The 20,495-nt window shown below is 63.1% G+C and carries 14 protein-coding genes; 9 read left to right on the top strand and 5 right to left on the bottom strand.

Annotated features, from left to right (window positions below):
- Nucleotides 1-222: 222 nt before the first annotated feature.
- From IPF85_RS12225 to IPF85_RS12205, 5 genes are all read left to right on the top strand, one after another.
- The gene (locus IPF85_RS12225) at nt 223-8,361 is read left to right on the top strand and encodes an SdrD B-like domain-containing protein (protein ID WP_343408359.1); all 8,139 of its coding nucleotides are present in this window, start codon (nt 223-225) and stop codon (nt 8,359-8,361) included.
- A gap of 126 nt (nt 8,362-8,487) precedes the next feature.
- Nucleotides 8,488-10,245 (top strand): choice-of-anchor Q domain-containing protein, encoded by a 1,758-nt coding sequence (locus tag IPF85_RS12220; protein ID WP_343408358.1) that lies wholly within the window; start codon nt 8,488-8,490, stop codon nt 10,243-10,245.
- Nucleotides 10,246-10,428: 183 nt separating this feature from the next.
- A complete protein-coding gene (locus IPF85_RS12215) occupies nt 10,429-10,797 on the top strand; it encodes a metalloregulator ArsR/SmtB family transcription factor (protein WP_343408357.1) in 369 nt (122 codons plus the stop codon).
- 58 nt (nt 10,798-10,855) lie between these two features.
- Complete coding sequence (locus IPF85_RS12210; protein ID WP_343408356.1) at nt 10,856-11,110, top strand: thioredoxin family protein; 255 nt, start codon at nt 10,856-10,858, stop codon at nt 11,108-11,110.
- A gap of 156 nt (nt 11,111-11,266) precedes the next feature.
- Nucleotides 11,267-12,331: a permease gene (locus IPF85_RS12205; RefSeq protein ID WP_343408355.1), complete on the top strand. Its 1,065-nt coding sequence runs from the start codon at nt 11,267-11,269 to the stop codon at nt 12,329-12,331.
- A 235-nt stretch (nt 12,332-12,566) separates the two neighbouring features.
- On the opposite strand, the gene IPF85_RS12200 is transcribed toward IPF85_RS12205, so the two are convergent.
- Nucleotides 12,567-13,973, bottom strand: a complete 1,407-nt coding sequence (locus tag IPF85_RS12200) for a deoxyribodipyrimidine photo-lyase (protein ID WP_343408354.1) — start codon at nt 13,971-13,973, stop codon at nt 12,567-12,569.
- 248 nt (nt 13,974-14,221) lie between these two features.
- On the opposite strand from IPF85_RS12200, the gene IPF85_RS12195 reads away from it, so the two are divergent.
- Nucleotides 14,222-15,910 (top strand): hypothetical protein, encoded by a 1,689-nt coding sequence (locus IPF85_RS12195; protein ID WP_343408353.1) that lies wholly within the window; start codon nt 14,222-14,224, stop codon nt 15,908-15,910.
- Between the two features lie 11 nt (nt 15,911-15,921).
- Here IPF85_RS12195 and IPF85_RS12190 read toward each other — a convergent pair whose 3' ends face one another.
- Entirely contained in the window at nt 15,922-17,313 is a 1,392-nt protein-coding gene (locus IPF85_RS12190) for a hypothetical protein (RefSeq protein ID WP_343408352.1), read from the bottom strand.
- 194 nt (nt 17,314-17,507) lie between these two features.
- On the opposite strand from IPF85_RS12190, the gene IPF85_RS12185 reads away from it, so the two are divergent.
- The gene (locus tag IPF85_RS12185) at nt 17,508-17,690 is read left to right on the top strand and encodes a hypothetical protein (protein WP_343408351.1); all 183 of its coding nucleotides are present in this window, start codon (nt 17,508-17,510) and stop codon (nt 17,688-17,690) included.
- Nucleotides 17,691-17,971: 281 nt separating this feature from the next.
- Nucleotides 17,972-18,199: a hypothetical protein gene (locus IPF85_RS12180; protein ID WP_343408350.1), complete on the top strand. Its 228-nt coding sequence runs from the start codon at nt 17,972-17,974 to the stop codon at nt 18,197-18,199.
- Between the two features lie 121 nt (nt 18,200-18,320).
- Here IPF85_RS12180 and IPF85_RS12175 read toward each other — a convergent pair whose 3' ends face one another.
- Nucleotides 18,321-18,485 carry a hypothetical protein gene (locus IPF85_RS12175; protein ID WP_343408349.1) on the bottom strand — a complete coding sequence of 55 codons (165 nt, stop codon included), beginning with the start codon at nt 18,483-18,485 and terminating at the stop codon, nt 18,321-18,323.
- Between the two features lie 234 nt (nt 18,486-18,719).
- The gene (locus tag IPF85_RS12170) at nt 18,720-18,890 is read right to left on the bottom strand and encodes a hypothetical protein (RefSeq protein WP_343408348.1); all 171 of its coding nucleotides are present in this window, start codon (nt 18,888-18,890) and stop codon (nt 18,720-18,722) included.
- A gap of 67 nt (nt 18,891-18,957) precedes the next feature.
- On the opposite strand from IPF85_RS12170, the gene IPF85_RS12165 reads away from it, so the two are divergent.
- Entirely contained in the window at nt 18,958-19,890 is a 933-nt protein-coding gene (locus IPF85_RS12165; protein WP_343408347.1) for a Fic family protein, read from the top strand.
- Nucleotide 19,891: 1 nt separating this feature from the next.
- Here the strand turns inward: IPF85_RS12165 and IPF85_RS12160 are convergent, their stop codons facing one another.
- The gene (locus IPF85_RS12160) at nt 19,892-20,386 is read right to left on the bottom strand and encodes a hypothetical protein (RefSeq protein WP_343408346.1); all 495 of its coding nucleotides are present in this window, start codon (nt 20,384-20,386) and stop codon (nt 19,892-19,894) included.
- Nucleotides 20,387-20,495 lie beyond the last annotated feature (109 nt).

Genomic DNA, 20,495 nt, shown 5'->3' with positions numbered 1-20,495 from the left:
ACAATACGTCTGGTATCAGGGTACTAATGCCCATCGCCCCCCGTCGCACGCCCGCTCTTCTCGTCGTCCCTGGTGGGTGCTGCGCCTGCTTTGATTCTTCGTTGTTTACGGCCCCGCCGTGCTGATGACTGGCGCTAGCGCCATTATTGTCTGCCGGCGCTCAGGCCAATGGCGCACCAGCGCCATTGTGTTTTATGTGCAACCTGATGAGGAGGATCTGTCATGTCATTCGCAAGCTACCTATCTACCCCGAGGCGGCTGCGCCCACCCGCGACGCGTTTGGCGCTGCGCGGAGGGCCACTGCTTCTGTTGGCCGTCCTTGTATTCTGCAGCCTGTGGGTCATCAGCACCCCGTCGGCACAGGCGCAGCCTACCGAACCCCCATTTGAGGGGGGCACGGTGATTACACCGATCATGCCCGAACTGTGGCGCTTGCAGCCCACCGGGCCGGACGCCGCCGTCTGCGGGATCGCCACCTGGGTTGTTCCCACCAACAGCCCCAACCCCACCGTCGCCATTTCGGTCAATCTGCTCAAGAATGGCGTCCCCAAAATCCTCGACACCCCCCTCGCCAAACTCGATTTTGGTCAAAACAACATCGCCTACGGCTTCTGCACCGACATCTACCACTCGCGCGCCTTCAATCGCGGCTTCTGCCTGGACAGCAGCTTCTTCTCTGACTGGCGCGTCGCTTGGATGGTGGCCAACTACCCCCCCACCCTCAACGATGCCATCATGCAGGCCGCACGCCAGGCCGCGGTCTGGAGACTGACCGACGGCTGGCTCCTGAATCAGGCCGACGCCACCATCTACAACTCCACCTATGACAACGGCGTGCGCAACGCCTACAACGCCATCCTGGCCAGCATCCCGGCCACGCCGCCGGTGGAGTATCAACCGGGCAACGTGCAAATCGCTATCACCCCGGCCTCGGCCACCAACTTCCTGCCCTACCAGCCGGCCCATCCCTTCACCGTGCGCCTGACCAAGGGCGGATTTCCGCTGGCCGGCTACACCGTCACCGTCAGCGCCACGGCTGGTACGCTCGACCGCACCAGCGCGCTGACCGATGCCAACGGCGAGGCCGCCTTTGTCCTCACCAGCACAACCGCCGGCCATGCCAACATCACCGCCGCGGCCACCCTCGACCTGCCGGCTGGCTCACGCTTCGTGGATCAGCTCAGTCCGGATAGCTGGCAGCGCATCGTCTTGGGCCAAACCGTCCGCGTCTCCGTGCGCGCGTTGGCGTCGAAGGACTGGGTAGAGTCCGGCAACCTCATCATCGCCCACAAGTTCGAAGACCGAAACTTCGACGGCGTGCAGCAAGAGGACGAACCGAACCTGGCGGGTTGGACCTTCACCCTGGGGACGCCCGGCGGTCAGTTCACCGGCGTCACCGACAGCAACGGCAACGCCTTCTTCGCTGACCGCATCAGCGGCAACGGCGCCTATGTCCTCACCGAAACCCTGCAGAACGGCTGGATCAACAGCACCCCCCTGAGCCAGAGCCGCACCCGCAGCGCTGGCGACCCCTGGATGCAGTGGCGCGCAGACTTCGGCAACAGCCGCTATTCGGTCCTGCATGTCCTCAAGTTCCTGGACACGGACGGCGATGGCATCTGGGATGAAGGGCAGGAGCCTGGTTTGCCGGGTTGGCAATTTGCCCTCTACATCTGGCAGAACAACGACTGGGCGCAGTTCCGCGGCGGCACCTCCGGCGCGGACGGACGGCTGGCCTTTACCGAACTGCCCGGCGCGCGCTACAAGGTTGTCGAACAGGTCGCCAACCATCCCGGCTACACCAACACCACCCCGCTGGAGCAAGAAGTCATCCTGGCCTTCCCGGAGCAGCAGGAGCGGCGCTTCGGCAATCGCGGCGCCCTGGGCATCAGCGGCGTCAAATTCAACGACCTGAATGCCAACGGCGCCCGCGACGCTGGCGAGCCGACCCTGGCCGGCTGGACGATTCGCCTGACCGGCGGGCCGCACGCCGTTGATCTGACCACAACGACCAATGCCAGCGGCGCCTATGCCTTCGCCAACCTGGAGCCGGGCACCTACACCGTCACCGAATTCGGTCAGGCCGGTTGGACGCAGACCTACCCCGACGGCATCGGCGCGCACTTCGTGACCCTGACCAACCAATCGCTCTCCGGCTTCGATTTCGGCAACACCCAACTGAGCAGCATTGGCGACTTTGTGTGGCTGGATCAGAACCGCAACGGCATCCAGGACAGCGGCGAGGCCGGTGTTCCCGGCGTGACCGTTGCCCTGTTCAAGCAGGTCGGCGCCGCCTGGGTCAGCCAGGGCACGCAAGCCACCGACGCCAGCGGCCACTACCTCTTTGCCAACCTGTTGACGGGCAGCTACTACGTCCGCTTTACCCCGCCGGCCACCTACCTGATCACCTTGCGCGATCAAGGCGGCGACGACACGGTGGACAGTGACGCGGATGTGACCACCGGCGCCACCGTCGCCATCAGCCTGGGCGCGGGCGACCATCAGCGGCAGTGGGACGCGGGGCTGTATCAGCCGCCGGCCATTGACGTTGAAAAATACGTTTCAGTGGACAATCAGGCCACCTGGCACGACGCTGATACGGCGCCAGGGCCACAGGCGGCCGTGGGCGCTAACGTCTACTTCCGCTTTGTCGTCACCAACAGCGGCAATGTGCCCCTGAGTAACGTCACCCTGACCGACAACGTCTACGCGCTGACCGCGTGCAGCCCCATCCCCAACCCGTTGGCGCCCGGCGCCAGCTACACCTGCATCTTCGGCCCCACGCCGGCGCAGGTCGGTCAGCACGCTAACACCGCCACCGCCAACGGCTCCTGGAGCGGCCTCACCGTCAGCGATTCTGACGACGCCAACTACACCGCGCCCGCGCAGCCGGCCATTGACCTGGAGAAGCACGTCTCCGTGGACGGTCAGGTCTCCTGGCAAGACGCCGACACCCCGCCCGGCCCGGGGACCACCGTCGGCAGCGCCGTCTACTTCCGCTTCATCGTCACCAACACCGGCAATGTGCCCCTCACTGCGGTCACCATCACCGATAACGTCTACACCCTGTCCGCCTGCTTCATCCCCTTCCCCCTGCAGCCCGGCCAGTCCTACAGTTGTATCCACGGCCCCACCGTGGCGACAGTCGGCCAGCACACCAACACCGGTACAGCCAGCGGCAGCTATCAGGGCGCCACCGTCACCGATCAGGACGACGCCAATTACAACGTCCTCGCCCGGCCGCTCATTGACGTGGAAAAACTCGTCTCTGTAGATGGCGGCGCCACCTGGGCCGATGCCGACCTCCCGCCCGGCCCCACGGCCGCGGCCGGCGGCAGCGTCTACTTCCGCTTCGACGTCACCAACACGGGTAACGTGCCCCTGAGTAACGTCACCCTGACCGACAACGTCTACAGCCTCAGCAACTGCAACGTCCCCAACCCGCTGCATCCCGGCCAAAGTCACGCCTGCTGGCTCGGCCCCGTCCCCGCGCAGCCCGGTCAGCACACCAACACCGTCACCGCCGCCGGGGTCTACGGCGCCACCACCGTCAGCGATCAGGACGATGCCAACTACGTCGCACCGACGCCTACGCCGACCAACACCCCGACCGGCACCGCGACGACCACCTGGACGCCCACCCACACTCCGACCCACACGCCGACGGCCACCTGGACGCCCTCGCCAACGAATACCCCGACCGCGACGTTCACCTGGACGCCGACCAACACCCCCACCAATACGCCCACGCCTATCCCGCAGGCGCCGCTGATTGACGTGGAGAAATTCGTCTCCGTGGACGGCCAGTTCACCTGGCAAGACGCTGACCTGCCGCCCGGCCCGCAGACCACCAGCGGCAGCGCCATCTACTTCCGCTTCGAAGTCAGGAACACCGGCAACGTCACCCTCAGCAACGTCACCCTGGGCGACAATGTCTACAGCCTGAACAACTGCAACGCGCCCAGCATCCTCGTCCCCGGCCAGACCTACGTCTGCTGGCACGGCCCGGTCCTGGCCCAGCCCGGCCAGCACACCAACACCGCCACGGCCAGCGGCCAGTTCGGCGCCACCACCGTCAGCGACACGGACGATGCCAACGTCATCGCGCCCGCGCAGCCGGCCATTGACGTGGAGAAATATGTCTCTGTGGACGGCCAGGCCACCTGGCTCGATGCTGATAACTCGCCCGGCCCGCAGGCCACCGCCGGCAGCGGCGTCTACTTCCGCTTCGTCGTCACCAACGTGGGCGACGTGCCCCTGAGCAACGTGACCTTGAGTGACAACGTCTACCTGCTGAACGGGTGCAGCCCTATTCCCGACCCGTTTGTACCTGGGGCCGGCTACGTCTGCATCTACGGGCCGGTTGCGGCCGAATTGGGTCAACACACTGACACCGCCACCGCCGTCGGCAGCTACAACGGCACGACGGTGCAAGACAGCGACGACGCCAATTACTACACCCCTTCACAGCCGGCCATCGATGTGGAGAAATATGTCTCTGTGGACGGCCAGGCGACCTGGTTCGATGCTGACACGCCGCCCGGCCCCCAGGCGACGGTGGGCGACGGCGTCTACTTCCGCTTCGAGGTGACGAACATCGGCAATGTGCCCCTGACTGATGTCACCTTGACCGATAACGTGTACACCTTGACCAACTGCAACGTGCCCAATCCGCTGCAGCCGGGCCAGGGCCACACCTGCTGGCTGGGACCTGTGACCGCGCAGGTCGGTCAACACACCAACAGGGCGACCGCGACCGGATTGTATGGCGCCATCACCGTCAGCGATGCGGACGATGCCAATTACAACGCGCCCACCCCCACCCCCACGCCTACACCGACCCAGTCGCCAACGGCCACGCTGACGCCCAGCCCCACGCCCACCAACACCCCCACCCCCACCTGGACGGCTACGGCCACTCCTACCGCGACCGCGACGCCCACCCGGACACCGACCGTGACCCCCACCCACACGCCGACGCCCATCCCGCTCGTGCCCGCGATTGATGTGGAGAAACTGGTCTCAGTGGACGGTCAGGTCACCTGGCAGGACGCGGACCTGCCGCCTGGCCCGCAGACCGTGGACGGCTTCGGCGTCTACTTCCGCTTCATCGTCACCAACATCGGCAACGTCCCCCTCACCAACGTCACCCTCACCGACAATGTGTATATCCTGAGCGGCTGCAACGCCCCCAGCGTGCTCGCCCCCGGTCAGAGCTACACCTGCTGGCATGGCCCCACGCCCGCCCAGGTCGGTCAGCACACCAACACCGCCACGGCTACGGGCATGTACGGCGCCACCACCGTCACCGACGCCGACGACGCCAACTACAACGTGCCCCCCCAGCCCGCCATCAACGTCGAGAAGTATGTCTCCGTGGACGGCCAGGCCACCTGGCATGACGCCGATGTCCCGCCTGGTCCGGGGACCATCGCCGGCCACAGCGTCTACTTCCGCTTTGTTGTCTCCAACGTCGGCAACGTCGCCCTCACCAACGTCACCCTGACCGACAGCCTCTATCCGCTGGCCGGCTGCGGCCCCATCCCGGCCCTGCTGCAGCCCACCGCCGCCTACATCTGCACCATCGGTCCCCTTCCGGCCGAGCTGGGCCAGCACACCGACACCGCCTATGCCACCGGCGCCGCCGGCAGCATCACCGTCAGCGACCAGGACGATGCCAACTACAACGCGCTGACCCGGCCGGCCATTGACATCGAAAAACTGGTCTCCGTGGACAATCAGGTCACCTGGCAGGACGCCGATACGTCGCCAGGCCCGCAGGCCGCGCTCGGCAGCGCGGTCTTCTTCCGTTTCGTCATCTCCAACATCGGCGACGTGCCCCTCAGCAATGTTACCCTGAGCGACAACGTCTATCCGCTGAACGGCTGCCCGGCCATCCCCAACCCCCTGCAGCCCGGCGCCAGCGCCACCTGCACCTACGGCCCCGTCACCGCCCAGGTCGGCCAGCACACCAACACCGCCTCCACCAGCGGCGTTTACCTCGACATCACCGTGCGCGACAACGACGACGCCAACTTCCACGTCGTCGCCCAACCCGCCATTGATGTCGAAAAGCACGTCTCCGTGGACGGCCAGCTCACCTGGCTCGACGCCGACTTCTCCCCCGGCCCCCAGACCCGCGTCGGCGATCCCGTCTTCTTCCGCTTCATCGTCACCAACGTCGGCAACGTCCCCCTGACCAACGTCAGCCTGACCGACAATGTGTATGACCTGACCAGTTGCGGCCCCATCCCGAACCCGCTGCTGCCCGGCGCCTCCTTCACCTGCGTCCTCCAGTCGGTCGTCACCGACACGGAGAACTGCGTCCATACCAACACCGCCCTGGCGCAGGGCTACTACGGCAACACGCCCGTGCAGGACACGGACGACGCCAACTACTACGCCCCGGCCCGCCCCGCCATTGACGTGGAGAAACTCATCTCCGTGGACGGCCAGATCACCTGGCAGGATGCTGACGCCGCGCCTGGCCCGCAGGTGCTGCTGGGCAGCGAGGTGTACTACCGCATCGTCGTCGTCAATGTCGGTAACGTCGCCCTGGCTGACGTCACCCTCACCGACAGTCGCTACCCCCTGGCCGGCTGCGGCCTCCCGCCCAACCCCATGGCGCCCGGCCAGAGCTTCACCTGCAACTATGGCCCCGTCTCCGCCCAGGCCGGCCAGATCCTCAACCGCGCCACGGCAAGCGGCCTGCACGGCAGCACCGCCGTGCAGGACGCGGATGACGCCAACTACGAAGGCATCGTCGCCCGCTCGGTCATCGGCGACCTGGTCTGGCGTGACCTCGACCTGGACGGCATTCACGACGCCGGGGAGCCGGGCATTGACGGCGTGCTCGTCGAACTGCTCGATACCAGCAGCAGCGTCATCGCCACCGACGTCACCACCAACGGCGGCCTCTACCTGTTCGAGGGCCTCGTGGCCGGCAGCTACCAGGTGCGCATCCCCGCCTCCAACTATGACCCCGGTCGCCCCCTGGCCGGCTTCGCCTTCACCAGCGCCGCTTACGGCCCCAATCCCTACCCGGTGACGCTGGGCGCCAATGACGCCTATCTCTTTGCCGACTTCGGCTTTGCCCGCGTGCGCGTCGTCATCAACAAACGCGCCAGCGCCGCCCAGGTCCTGCAAGGCCAGAGCGTCACCTACACCTACGAAGTGACCAACCTGGGCGACACCTGGCTCGGCAACCTCGTCGTCAGCGATGACGTGCTTGGAGCGATCTGCGCCAGTCCCGCCATCGGCCCGTTGGCCCCCGGCCAGCAGGCTACCTGCACCCGCACCGTCACCCCCACCGGTCGCACCTGCAACATCGGCTCTGTCACGGCGACCGCCACCACCCCCACCGGCGCTACTCTCCAGGTCAACACCCAGGCCAGCTCCCAGCGAGTCTGCGTGGATGTCGTGCAGGCCCTGCCGCGTGACTACGGCGACGCGCCCGACACCGGCCCTGGCGCCGGCGTCGGCAACTACCAGACCATCGCCGCGGACAACGGCCCCAGTCACATCGTCATCCCCGGTCTCCACCTCGGACGCCAGGCGCCCGACAGCGACAACGGCGCGCTGCAAAACCCGGACAGCAACGCCGACGACACCACCGGCCTGGATGACGAAGATGGCATCGCCATCCTCCCCATCATCTCCACCGCCTCCGGCGGCGTCAACCTGATGGTGTCAGCCCTCAATGCCACCGGCCAGCCCGCCACGGTGGCCTGCTGGCTTGACTTCAACCGTGACGGCGACTTCCTGGACGCCGGCGAGCGCACCGCGGCCGCCATCAACAGCAGTGTAAACCGGCAGTCGGTCAACCTGACGTTCAGCGGCTTCCCCGTGCCCACCCCAGGCGTTAGCTACCTGCGCTGCCGCATCGCCAACGCCGCGTCTGAGGTGGCTGCCCCCACCGGCCCGGCCAACAGCGGCGAAGTCGAAGACGCGTGGATCACCATCCTCAACGTCGGCTCCTGCGGCCCGCGGCGCCCCGGTCTGCCCAGTACACCGTGCCCGGCCGTGACGATCGGCGGTCTCACCTGGCAAGACACGACGCCTGACGGTAACTTCGACGATGAGCCAACGCTCAGCGACGTCACCCTCAGTATCACCAACGACCTGGGCGAACGCGTCGCCATCATCACCACCGGCCCCGACCACTTCCAGCCCGGTCGCTACCTGGTGCAGGATTTGCCGCCTGGCACTTACTTCGTCACCGTGGAGAGCTGGCCGGCCGGCTACGTCCCGCTGGAACCGCTGACGCGACGCCTGGTGTTGACCACCAGCGGCGAGAGCGGCAGCGCCGAATTCCCCTTCATGCAGGCACACCGGTTCTTCCTGCCGTCTGTCCTGCGCTGATTGTTGTGAAGAAACCCGGCTTCTGCGAGAAGCCGGGTTTCTGTGAGAGAGAAGCGAGAAACCCGGCTTCTGCGAGAAGCCGGGTTTTTGTGACTGCGATAAGTCCGGTTCGAGGAAACATCTATTATGAAGGTACGTCTGATTCTGTTTCATCTGCTTCTACTGGTCAGCCTGTTGTGGTCCAACACCGCACTGGCTACACCGCGCCTGGCGCCCGCCGGCGCCAGCATCCTGGTCAATACGTTGACCGACGAACTGAACACCGACGGTGACTGCGCCTTGCGCGAGGCGATCCGTGCGGCCAACCTGGATCAGGCGGTGGACGCGTGTGCGGCCGGCAATGGCGCGGACACGATCACCCTGCAGGCCAATGTCACCTATACTCTGACCCGTGTGGGTGCGGATGACACCGCGGTGAACGGCGACCTGGACATCACCGACGACGTGACGATCGCCGGCAGCAACACCATCATTGACGCCAATGGGGCGACCACGCTCGACCGGGTTATCCAGGTGTTAGCCGGCAACATCGTCACGATTTCGAACGTCACGCTGCGCAACGGGCGCACCACCTCGTTTGGCGGCGGCATCCGCAGCGCGGGCACGTTGACGCTGCGTACTGTCACCCTCATCGCCAATCAAAGCACCGGCAACGCGGGCGGCGGCATCGCGAACGAAGCTAGCGCGCTGTCGTTGATCAACACCACGATTACCAACAATACGGCATCCACCTTGGGCGGCGGCATTGCGCTGCTTGGGGGTACGCTCGAGGCCGTCAACCTTGGCTTGAACAACAACACCGCGACCAGCGACCGCGGCGGCGGCATGTGGAACGGTAGCAGCGCCTCGGCCACGCTGATCAACAGCACGATCAACAACAACAGCGCGGACACCAACGGCGGCGGCATCTACAACGAAAACAACCTGACCTTGCTTGGCAGCACCGTGCATACCAATCACGCGGGCACCCCTGGCGGCGGCGTGAGCGAGGTGGGCGGCGGTATCTTCAACCAGGACACCCTGGTCATGAGCCACAGCACCGTGCGCAACAACACGGCGGACGACAGCGGCGGGATCTCCAACGATGGCGGCAGCATGACCATCCGCAACAGCACGATCAACAACAACACCGCGATCAGCGCGGCGGGCATGCGCAACGCCAACGCCGGCACAGCCGTGCTGATCAATAGCACGGTCAGCGGCAACTCGGCCAGCGCGGGGGCGGGCGGTATCGCCAACGGCAGCGGCGCGCTGCTGCAGCTCAGCAACGTCACCGTGGCCTTCAACGTGGCCGACTCCGACGCCAACAACTTCGGCGACGGCGGCGGTCTGAGCAACGCCGCCACCGCGATCGTGCGCAATAGCCTCATCGGCGAAAATGTTGACGCCTCAACCAGCGGCACGATCTTTCCCGACTGCTCCGGTGGCTTCACTTCCGACGGCTACAACCTGATCGAGAACACGACCGGCTGCGCCATTGGCGGCAACACGACCGGCAACATCACCGGCACAGACCCCAACCTGGCTGCCCTGGCCAGCAACGGCGGTCGCACCCAGACCAACGCCTTTCCCACCGGCTCCCCGCCTTTCAACGCCGGCAACCCCGCCGGCTGCGTTGACAATACCGGCGCGGCCGTGATCGCCGACCAGCGCGACGGTGCGCGGCTGACCCGCTGCGACATCGGCGCGTTCGAGTTTGCCGCGTGTCTGCTGATCGGCGACGTGGACGACGATGGTGACGTGGATGTGACCGACATCAGCGCCGTGGCTAATGCCTGGCTCGATCCGGCCCTCAATCCGGTGCTCGATATCACGATCAGCGGTTACATTGATGTCATTGACGCGACGGCTACCGCGTCACGGTTCGGCCTGGTCTGCTCATAGAAAACCAGGGATCGTTCAGCCTATGCGTCAAAGACCCGGCTTCAGCGAGAAGCCGGGTTTCTTTTTCTGCGCCATCCAGAGGAAGAACAGCCGCACCGTATGACGCACATCATATGCAGAGAAGTGCATACAAGAGTATCATATGCACATATTCGCATATTCCAGCCAGGAGTACACAAGCCGATGGAGATGTCGTACGAGGAGATTGCCAACCGTCTCAAACTGTTGTCGCACCCGGTGCGCCTGCAGATTCTGGACGCCCTGCGCCGCGAGGCGGCCTGCGTGTGCCATCTGGAGACCGCGCTGCAACGACCGCAGCCCTACATCTCACAGCAGTTGGCCGTGCTGCGCAGCGAGGGCCTGGTCACGGATCGCAAGGAAGGGCAAAATGTCTATTACCGGGTGACCGATCCCGCGCTGGCTGTTCTGCTGACCGCCGTGCTTGGCCCCGCCCCTACTGGCGATCAGCGTCCGTTGGCCGGCTGCCCCTGCCCCCAGTGCAGCACCATCGCGCCGATCACGTTGCATCTGCAAATGGCCCCGACAGCTTGAGCATTCCGCAGAACCCAAAAAAAGACAACAACCTATCATGTTCGAGGAGAAATGTTCTATGACGATCAACATCAAAGTTCTCGGCCCCGGCTGTAACAACTGCCACAAGGTGGAAGCCACCGCGCGTGCCGCCGTGACCCAAATGGGCATAGACGCCCACATCGAGAAGGTCACAGATTACGTCACCTTTGCGCGTTACGGCCTGCTGCACACCCCGGGCCTGGTCATCAACGAGAAGTTGGTCAGTGGCGGCCGCATCCCCACCGTGGCCGAGGTGCAGACCTGGCTGGCCAACGCGGCCCTGGCTGGTTGACGCGGCGCCCCTACCTGGTTGTATCACGCGGCATTCATGCCGTGCGCCGCCGGACGGGATGAATGCCGTGGTACGGGGGATCTGTTGCCAACGGCGTCGTCACGCCGGAGGCGTGACCTACGGGTCAAGTACCCCTTTCCTGCACTGGAGAACTGCATGATTACGCATCCTGATTCGCTCTACAACCGCATCGCGACGCGGCGACCGCAGGCCGCGGCGTGGGCCGCCGTCATCCTGGCCGCCATCGCCTGGATTCTGGCCTACCGTAGCCTGCAGCCGTTGGCGAACTGGCTCGCCTTCGACCTGATCGGGTTGACCCCTGGCTCGCACCTGGGCGAAGCGGTGGCCTTCTTCCTCTACGATGTGCCCAAAATTTTGCTGTTGCTCAGCGGCATCATCTTTCTGGTGACGATCCTGCGCTCCTTCTTCAGCCCTGAACAGACGCGCCGCCTGCTGGGCGGCAAGCGCCTGGGCTTGGGCAACACGCTGGCGGCCGGGCTGGGCGTCATCACCCCCTTCTGCTCCTGCTCGGCCGTGCCGCTCTTCATCGGCTTCGTCGAGTCGGGCATTCCCCTGGGCGTCACCTTCTCGTTCCTGATCGCTGCGCCCATGGTCAATGAGGTCGCGGTGGTCATGCTGTTCGGCTTGTTCGGCTGGCAGGTGGCTGCGCTCTACATGGTGATGGGGCTGGTGATTGCCATCGTGGCCGGCCTGGTCATCGGCAGCCTGAAGTTGGAGCGCTTCGTCGAAGATTTCGTGTGGCAAATCCATGTTGGCGGCGCCGGCCTGGAGAGCGAACGCCTGACGTGGGTGGATCGCTTCGCTCGCGCCCGCCAGAGTACGGCCGAGATCGTGAGCAAGGTGTGGCCCTACGTGGTGGTGGGCATTGCCATCGGCGCGCTCATCCACGGTTTCGTGCCTGAGAACGCCCTTGCGGGCATCATGGGCCGCGACGCCTGGTGGTCTGTGCCGGCCGCAGTGGCATTGGGCGTGCCGATGTACTCTAACGCCGCGGGCATCATTCCGGTGGTGCATGCCCTGATGGGCAAAGGCGCGGCGCTCGGCACGGTGTTGGCCTTCATGATGAGCGTGGTGGCCTTGAGCCTGCCCGAAATGATCATCCTGCGCCGCGTGCTCAAACCGCAGCTCATCGGGGTCTTCATCGGCGTTGTCGCCACGGGCATCGTCCTCGTCGGCTATCTCTTCAACCTGGTCGTGTGAGCAATAAGCGGGATTGATGGTAACTGCTGGGCCTGCCTGGAATTCAGACAGGATTCACAGGATTGACAGGATATTCGAACTCTCGTGCCGATAGTTTTGCACACCACAGAGCAAGAATCCTGTACATCCTGTTCATCCTGTCCAAATCGGCCTGCAGGGTGAGCAGTTGCGATTGATGGACGTTTGGATGTACTTCACCTCAATCGTTGGCTTGCGGATCGTCGCGGCTGGATAGTCACCCCGCCCGTTGGTACGCGGCTAACGTCCGTTCGCGCGCCGCGGCATGATCCACAATGGGCGCCGGGTAATCCTGCCCCAGCACGCAGCCGGCCTGGCGCTGTTCCAGCGGCGTCATGGTCCACGGCTTGTGAATGAACGGCGCGGGCACATGCGCCAGCGCGGGCAGCCAGCGGCGCACAAAGTCGCCGTTGGGATCGAACTTCTCGCCTTGCAGCACCGGGTTGAAGATGCGGAAATAGGGCGCGGCGTCTGTGCCAACGCCGGCCGTCCACTGCCAGCCGCCGTTGTTCGAGGCCGGGTCGCCGTCCACCAGATGCTGCATGAAGAAGCGTTCGCCCCAGCGCCAGTCAATCAGCAGGTCTTTGACCAGGAACGAGGCCACGATCATGCGGGCGCGGTTGTGCATCCAGCCGGTCTGCACCAGTTGGCGCATGGCCGCGTCCACGATCGGATAGCCGGTGCGGCCCTCGCGCCAGGCGGCGAAAAGCTCAGGGTTGTTGTCCCACGGGATGCTGCGCAGTTCGGGGCGGAACGCGGCGCGCAGCACGCCAGGAAAATGATAGAGGATGCTGGCGTTGAATTCGCGCCAGATCAGCTCGTTGAGCCAGACCTCCGCGCCGCGGCGGCCGGCTGCGTCGGTCGCCCCGTCGAGGATGGCGTAGGCCGCCGCGGCCGCCTGCCGCGGGGAGATCAGACCGAAGCGCAGGTAGGGCGACAACTGCGAGGTTCCATCCAGGTCCGGGCGGTCGCGCAGCTCGTGGTAGCGCCGGATGGGCGCCTGCAAGCCGTCCGCAAAGGCCCGCAGACGGCGCTGCGCCTCCGCTTCGCTGGCCTCGAAGGGCACGTCGGGCGGCAAGGCGGGACTGGCCGGAATCCGGTCGCTCGCCAGGTTAACGGGAGTGGGAATGCGGCCGGGCGCGGGCAGCGGGGTCAGGTTGGGCGGCAGCGCCTTCCAGGCCCGGCTGAAGGGCGTGAAGACGGTGTAGGGCGAGCCGTCCGCTTTGGTCACGACATCGGAGGGGAAGACGGTGACGCCTGGGGTGAGCTGCAAGGGCAGATGGGCGGCCGCCTCGGCGTCGCGGCGTCGCGCATACGGAGAAACATCGGCCTGGGCCACGATCGCGCCGGCGCCGGCGGCTGCGACCAAGTCGGCCAGCACCGCCTGCGGGTCGCCCTGGCGAAAGATCAAGCGACTGCCGCGGCGGGCCAGGTCCGCATCCAGGCTGCGCAGGCTGTTCAGCAGGAAGGCCAGGCGTTTGGCGCCCGTGGTTGGGGCCTGGGCGAGGTGCGGATCGAGAATGAAGAGGGGAATGACCTGGTCGGCCATTGCCAGGGCGGCCGTCAGCGCCGGGTTGTCGGCCAGGCGCAGATCACGCCGAATCCACCAGATTGCCACACGCATGAGTGATTTTCCTCCAGGAAACGAATCTGGAGTTTCAGACGGACGGCGGCAGGCCGGCGTCACCGCTCAACGGTCGTTTATTTGGCCGATAAACTGCCGATATTGCGCCGATAACCATCCCCGCTCCATCGGCTCCGTTTGGCTGTGCGCGCTGCTCATGCTACAATCCTGCTCGCAGGGTGACCGCACGGGTCAGTGAGCTTTGTCGTCAACAGGTACCACCCTTCACCGCTTCCCAGGAGGTCCTCATGTCACGCCAATTGTCAACATCTCAACCGACGCTTCGACTGCAAACCAAGCAGTTGGGTACAGCCGTGAGGCGCACGCAGCGCAACCAGGTCAACGCCATGGTGCGCCTGGCCGATCGCCTGTTCAAAAAAGTAGATCAAGATGGGCTAGAGACGCTCATCGGCAAATTCAAGGATTTCGCCATCGAATACGCCACCACACTCGACAACGCCAATCAGTCGGGTCAGCTCTCGTTCTTGCTGCGGTCAGGCATCGAGCGTCTGCTGCAGGAGTGGAACATCCTCAGTCGCGCCTGCGAGCAGCGCCGCGAGACCAACCCCAAGTACATGAAGTCCGAAGACCGTCAAGAGAGCACGCGCTACTACCTGGAGCAGGCCGATGCCATGCTGGCCTCCTACTGCGCCCGTTGGAAATCGCCGGACGATCCTGTCTATGTGCCTTTACAGACGCCGGTGGTCTATTTCGAGAAGCTGTATCGCATTTCACGCGCGCTCTTTGCGCCCGACATTCCGGTCATCTCCATTCCACTTTCCGACTATGATGCGCCGGACCGCTGGCAGGCCCTCGCGCACGAGATAGGACACCACATTTTTTGGAATGGCGTCACACTTGATGAGTTCGTTCCTCTCCAAAACCGTATGTGCCAAGCGGTAATGGACGCGCTATGTAGGAAACTGGGTGTAGATTTTAGCACGGCCGAAGAAGCGATAGTGGGACGTCTCAACCTGTGGAATCTGTGGATGGAGGAAGTCTTTGCTGACATCTGCGGTGTTCTGTTCGCCGGGCCGATGTTTGCGCTCTCAGCACAGGACCTGGCGGCAGTGTCTGTCTCCAAGGACACCGAATTGGTTGGCGTAAAGAACGATGCTCACCCCTCCCTGTATCTACGTCCTTTGATTGCGCTCCAGGTTGTGCGCGAAATCGCCGATCGAAGCTCGCACCCTTATTATCGTGATAAGTTGATGGCTTGGGCTGGCATGGGAGAAGAAGTGACACGCGGACGCGTCCCAAGTTACGAGGATCAGTTACGCATGCAAGCCGCACGTGAGGCGCGGAAATCTGTGGGCGGCGAGTATGACCTGCCAGTCAATCGGCCCTCGTTATCTGATCGCTGGTTGGCGTTTGCGCCCAAAATCGGCAAAGAGGAGTATCCAGGCGCGCACACCACGCTCGATGATTTGGCTGGCGACGTGCCGCTGATCGTTCACACTTTGCTCAATAAACCGGTGTGGCCCGGCGATAGATGCCTGTGGGATTTGATTTGTTGTCATGCGGGACAGGAGTGCAGGGATGATCACAGGCACAAGACGATTGATGATGACCTGGCGGATCTTGATCGGATGAGCTGGACTGAATTGCCAGATATCACCTCACCGATCTTCCCCGAGATTCCATCGGCGCCCTCTAGCCCGCACTCCGATTTCGAGAAAGTGCTTTCGCATCTCGTGACTACCATCATGGCTGCGGAGAAATTCGCTCCTGACGTCAAAGCCAAGCTCTTTTGGACGCTATTTGCAGCCATGGAAATCGAAGCCGATGCGGCAGCGTATCATACCCATGAAGCGGAGGATATTGTCAGTCATTCGCATCATGTTCCTGATCCTCCTATTAGAGGCAGACTGAGCGTCAGTGTGACCTGGAAGCACTCTCATGACGCAGCCGGTCGTCACGTATACTGGATTATCTAGTGTTGGGTGATCTACCGCCGCAATTCGGCCAGGAATTTGCGGTCTTGATTCAGGCAGGCGTGAAACTGCATCTGTTGTAAGAAACGCAGGTAGGCGCCTTGATCTTGGTACCAGACTGCCCGTAAAATTTGCAGTCGGGGAGGGTCATCTGTCTGCGGTGTTCCAAGATACTCAGCCATCTTGGCGTCAATCTGTGCGGGATTGGCGCCTGGTCTACCTGTAATAGCCAGGTAGTAGTAAGCCCAGCAGAGTCTCGTGAACACCGACTGACCGTCGAGTGTTTCCGCTCGCTGACAGGAAACTTTTGCCTTGTCGAAGTTGAAGATAGTGTGGCGCTGCAGGTTGCTGTAGTTTGCATGGGCCAACAATTCGATGTCGGTTTCTCCTTGTTTCGCCGCGAATCTGATTGCATCGTCCAGGTAATCTTCGCCCGAAGTCGCAAACACAGCCAGCTTTTGAGCTTTGCCGAACAAGGCCACCCCGAGATTGTGGACTGCAGCGCTCCAGCTTGGCTGTTGATCTTTTAGTGTGCGCAAGAGATCAATCGCGTCTTCATAGCGCTGGTCGAATAGCATGGCATTGGCGCGCAACAATCTCAGTTCGTGGGTTTGTACGTTCACCGGCAGTTCTGTAATTTGCTCGCTGGCTTGGGAGTAATCGCCATGTTGAAACACAGCCAGCGCAAGTCCCGCGCTGAGCACCTCGCTCACCGTTCCGCTGACCGTGATCTCAGGCGGTTGAAACAAGTCGTCTGCATTACGGATGGCCGACAATTCGAACGACACTGTGAGGCGGGCGGCGGACGTGTCGCTGTTACACGTACCACGCAATACCAGGTCAAAGCCGTCTGGTTGACGCCAGGTGCGCAGGGTGCTTGCCGTGGTTTGCGTCACGACAACGTTCACGGACGTCAGAGTGGCTTGCACGTTATCCTTGATCTCAGCCGGACAGTCAGTCAACGGTTGCAGCGCCACTCGCACAGGCTCCAGGGAAGCTTGACAGGTCGCAAATGAGGGCAGCGGCGGCAATTCCGGCGGCTGCATACTGCGCAGCAACATTCGGACGCCCCATCCCATCACGGCCAACACCACCAGCGCCGCTACCCCCATCGCCCAGCGCGGCCGCGCCTTCGCTGCGGCGGCCGGCGGCAGGCGCAGCACCTGGTCGGCGAAGGCGGTCACTTGCACAGGGTTGATTTCACGCACCAGGGCCAGCAGGCGCTCGGTCTCGCCGCGGCGTTCCACCTGTTCCAGCAGAATCTGGGTTTTTTGTTGGCGCGTCAGGCTTGCCGTGAAGTAGCTGTCGTAGATGTCACGAAAATGATCGAAGGCGAGGGTGTTCAGCTCGTCATCGGTCAGCGCCTGGTTGAGAAGATCGCGAATGGCAGCCGTGTTGTAACGCATGTTATGAGTGCTCCTGTGAACAGGCCCAGTATACCTGATGGCGCCCGATTCGCCAACCTGCCTGAGACACGCGCCGGCGCCGCGTTCTCACGCCTTTCGATCGGTGGGGGCGCGCCATGAATTGACGAACCGCCCGCTCTGCTCTATACTGACATCGTTCGTACCGCTGTCTACGTCATTCCCGGAGCCGTCCCATGGGACTCAAACCCAACGATTCGTTATTGAATGGCAAGTACCTCATCGAGGGCGTCCTCGAGGGTTTTGGTTTCGTCTACCTGGCTCGCGATTCACCCTGGGCCGGCGCGATCAAAGAGATGAACCCCACCCTCCCCCGGCCCGCACACCCCACGACGTCAGGCAGCGGTCTCGGCCGATGATCTATTTGCGCTGCACAGGTCAATCCATCCGGGGCCGGACGCCCCACCTCCCCCCCCTCCCGCCAGCGGAGAGAGGAGAGGCAACCTGCCCACCCGCGTGCAACCACGTCGGGAAGAAAAGGACAAACGTAAAATTCGGAGAATCGCATGAGGTATGTACGCTGCCTGAACAACAAATCCTATGTTTATTTTCGTGGTCAGCCATTACGCGACGAAACGTTGGCCAGCCTTACGATCGGTCGCGTCTACAAGGCTTGCCGCCAACCGAAGATGAACGGCGGTTGGGAGAATTGCGAATCATTGACAATGAGGGGGAGGATTATCTCTACCCCACCGAGTATTTCGAGACTGTGCTCTTTCCCACTACGCGTAAGCCGGACGAAACCGCAACGATTCATCTGGATGCGCTAACCAAAGCTATCCTATGGGCCGAAGCGACCGCGGCGCGGAAAAGCATCAGTGCCTTACTGCGCGATTGGATTGATGAACGACTCGATCTACCGGCCTGACAACCTGACCACGTCAGGTTGCGTTGGCCCCACCGAATGAATTCACGGGTGGTTCAGCTGTTGGGGCGGCGCGCTCAGTGACCAGCAAACCGGCGCTGGTTTGGCAGCCCGCGCCTCTGGCTCAAGGGAGTTGTTCTAAGCGTTGGTTGACGTCGGTTCCAGGTTTAACGCGCAACGCTTCGTTGTCTATCCGGCGCAGCAGTTCGTAGCGTCGCGCAGGCGGCAATTTTCTGAGCGCCTGAATCAAGACACTCTCCGGTAGTTCTAATGTCACTGTAGCTGTCATCGGACATTCCTCCATCCTGTACGCATTCCTGTATGCATTCCTATCTCGTCAGATCAAACACCCGAACAGATGAAAAACTGCGAATCCACATAATCCGCTCTTGTCACGGGCACAGTATACCACCGATTGTCCCTTTCTGCTCAGTGATGTCTGTTGTGGAAGATCCCCTGCTCCCAGGCCATGCCCGGCCTGCGATCGAAGATCACCAGGCGCGCCTCAGCGGCGGCGCAGCGGTCAGCATACTCCCAGGTCTGCGCCAACCCCCTCGGCCAGGGTCGCGTCCGGGGACTTGCAGAGCACCGGCAACCCGATCACCGCCCCCTGCACCCGGCGTTCGTCGTCGTTCAGCGGCCACAACACCAACAGCCCGGCCCGTTTACGCACCAGCTTGAGCAGTCTCATCATGCGTTTGTTGGGATTCTGTATCGGATGTACAATAACCGGGCGTATCCGATACCGATAGGAGAAGAACGTGCTGGAATCACGCCTCTTGGCTCGCCTGAACCGCAAAAAAGCGCAGTTGGACGCTCTGCGGCCGCTGCCGCCCGCGGCGCTCCGTCGTCTGCAGGAACAACTGATGGTGGAGTGGATCTACCATTCCAACGCCATCGAGGGCAGCACCTTGACGCTGCGTGAGACGCAGTTCATTCTGGAAACCGGGCTGACCATCGGCGGCAAGAGTCTGCGCGAGCACTTCGAGGTGATCAATCACAGGGATGCGATTGATTACGTCCAGATGCTGGCCGCTGGCGATGAACCGATCAACGCGTTTCACGTGCGGCAGATTCACAAGCTCGTGCTGACGCAGATTGATGATGCCAACGCCGGCCAATATCGCACGCTTCCGGTGCGGATTGGCGGGGCGCGTCATCAGCCGCCGGAGAGTTGGGACCTCCCATACCTGATGGCCGACTGGGCGGAGTGGCTCAACAGCACAGCCCTGTCCTTGCATCCGATCAGCCGGGCAGCCCTTGCCCATCATCGCCTGGCCGCGATTCATCCGTTCATAGATGGGAACGGCCGCACGGCTCGCCTGGTGATGAACCTCCTGCTCCTGCGCGATGGGTTTCCACCCACCATCATCTTGCGCGAAAACCGCGGCCAGTACTACCGCGTTCTGGCCCAGGCCGATGCAGGGAACGAACCGCCCATCGTCAACTTCGTGGGCCGGGCCGTTGAGCGCAGCCTGACCCTTTACCTCGAAGCCTGCACGTCCCGCGGCAGCATGCCTGACCCGGCAGAGCAGTGGATTCCACTGCGGCAGGCGGTCGAAGGGACGCCCTACAGCCAGGAATACCTGGGCTTGCTGGCGCGCAATGGCCGCCTGGAAGCAGTCAAGCGCGGCAAGGTGTGGTACACCACCAGGCAGGCCGTGGACGCCTACCGGCAGTCGGTCGGCTCGTAGCTCACCCCGGTGGCTGCGAGGTATCTCTGCGCAAATGAAGACGCGTCATGATCTCTTTCACATCCTCTTCCAACGCGCCAAAAGCAGGCAAAGCGCGCAAAGGCGAGAAATCTTCGATCAAGTCGGCCACACGGCGAGCCCGCTGGCCCACTGGAAAGCTTTGCAGGCGCCGCCCGTGTAAGCCACTGGCGCGTCGGAGACAATCATACAGCGCGGACTTGGGATCCGGCAGCAACTCCATGTCTTTGAGCATGGGAAGGTTGAGATTCTCACGAAAGGTGCGATTGCCGGCAGCGACCTTGATCGCCATCTCGTCGAACAGAAGCCACGCCTCCTGCATGCGTACCGGTACGACGCAAACGGCCGTCGGTTGGGGCGAGCTGGGCGGTAAACGATGCAATGCCTCTTGGATTTCGGCAACGCGCAGATCGCGTGGTTCGCGCTCGGCATCGCGGTGAATGAAGAGAAGTTCGCAAGGATACAGATCAAGAGCCAAGTGTATTCTCTCGCTCAGGGTAGCCCGACGAGGAAGATGCACCCGGCGCGTGTCCGCCCACCTTCCTTGCAGTGGCAGAGCCACTCCATTCGTCCGCAGCAACCAGGTG

Origin of the sequence: Candidatus Amarolinea dominans (genome assembly GCF_016704685.1) — a bacterium.
Taxonomy (GTDB): domain Bacteria; phylum Chloroflexota; class Anaerolineae; order SSC4; family Amarolineaceae; genus Amarolinea; species Amarolinea dominans.
The sequence above is the reverse complement of the archived record's forward strand: the minus strand, read 5'-3'. Positions and strand labels throughout refer to the sequence as shown.

Coding starts and splice junctions, on each gene's coding strand:
- IPF85_RS12170 (WP_343408348.1), bottom strand. CDS start 18,890: ATGATGAGACTGCTCAAGCTGGTGCGTAAACGGGCCGGGCTGTTGGTG.
- IPF85_RS12190 (WP_343408352.1), bottom strand. CDS start 17,313: ATGCGTTACAACACGGCTGCCATTCGCGATCTTCTCAACCAGGCGCTG.
- IPF85_RS12210 (WP_343408356.1), top strand. CDS start 10,856: ATGACGATCAACATCAAAGTTCTCGGCCCCGGCTGTAACAACTGCCAC.
- IPF85_RS12215 (WP_343408357.1), top strand. CDS start 10,429: ATGGAGATGTCGTACGAGGAGATTGCCAACCGTCTCAAACTGTTGTCG.
- IPF85_RS12185 (WP_343408351.1), top strand. CDS start 17,508: ATGGGACTCAAACCCAACGATTCGTTATTGAATGGCAAGTACCTCATC.
- IPF85_RS12195 (WP_343408353.1), top strand. CDS start 14,222: ATGTCACGCCAATTGTCAACATCTCAACCGACGCTTCGACTGCAAACC.
- IPF85_RS12175 (WP_343408349.1), bottom strand. CDS start 18,485: ATGACAGCTACAGTGACATTAGAACTACCGGAGAGTGTCTTGATTCAG.
- IPF85_RS12205 (WP_343408355.1), top strand. CDS start 11,267: ATGATTACGCATCCTGATTCGCTCTACAACCGCATCGCGACGCGGCGA.
- IPF85_RS12220 (WP_343408358.1), top strand. CDS start 8,488: ATGAAGGTACGTCTGATTCTGTTTCATCTGCTTCTACTGGTCAGCCTG.
- IPF85_RS12225 (WP_343408359.1), top strand. CDS start 223: ATGTCATTCGCAAGCTACCTATCTACCCCGAGGCGGCTGCGCCCACCC.
- IPF85_RS12200 (WP_343408354.1), bottom strand. CDS start 13,973: ATGCGTGTGGCAATCTGGTGGATTCGGCGTGATCTGCGCCTGGCCGAC.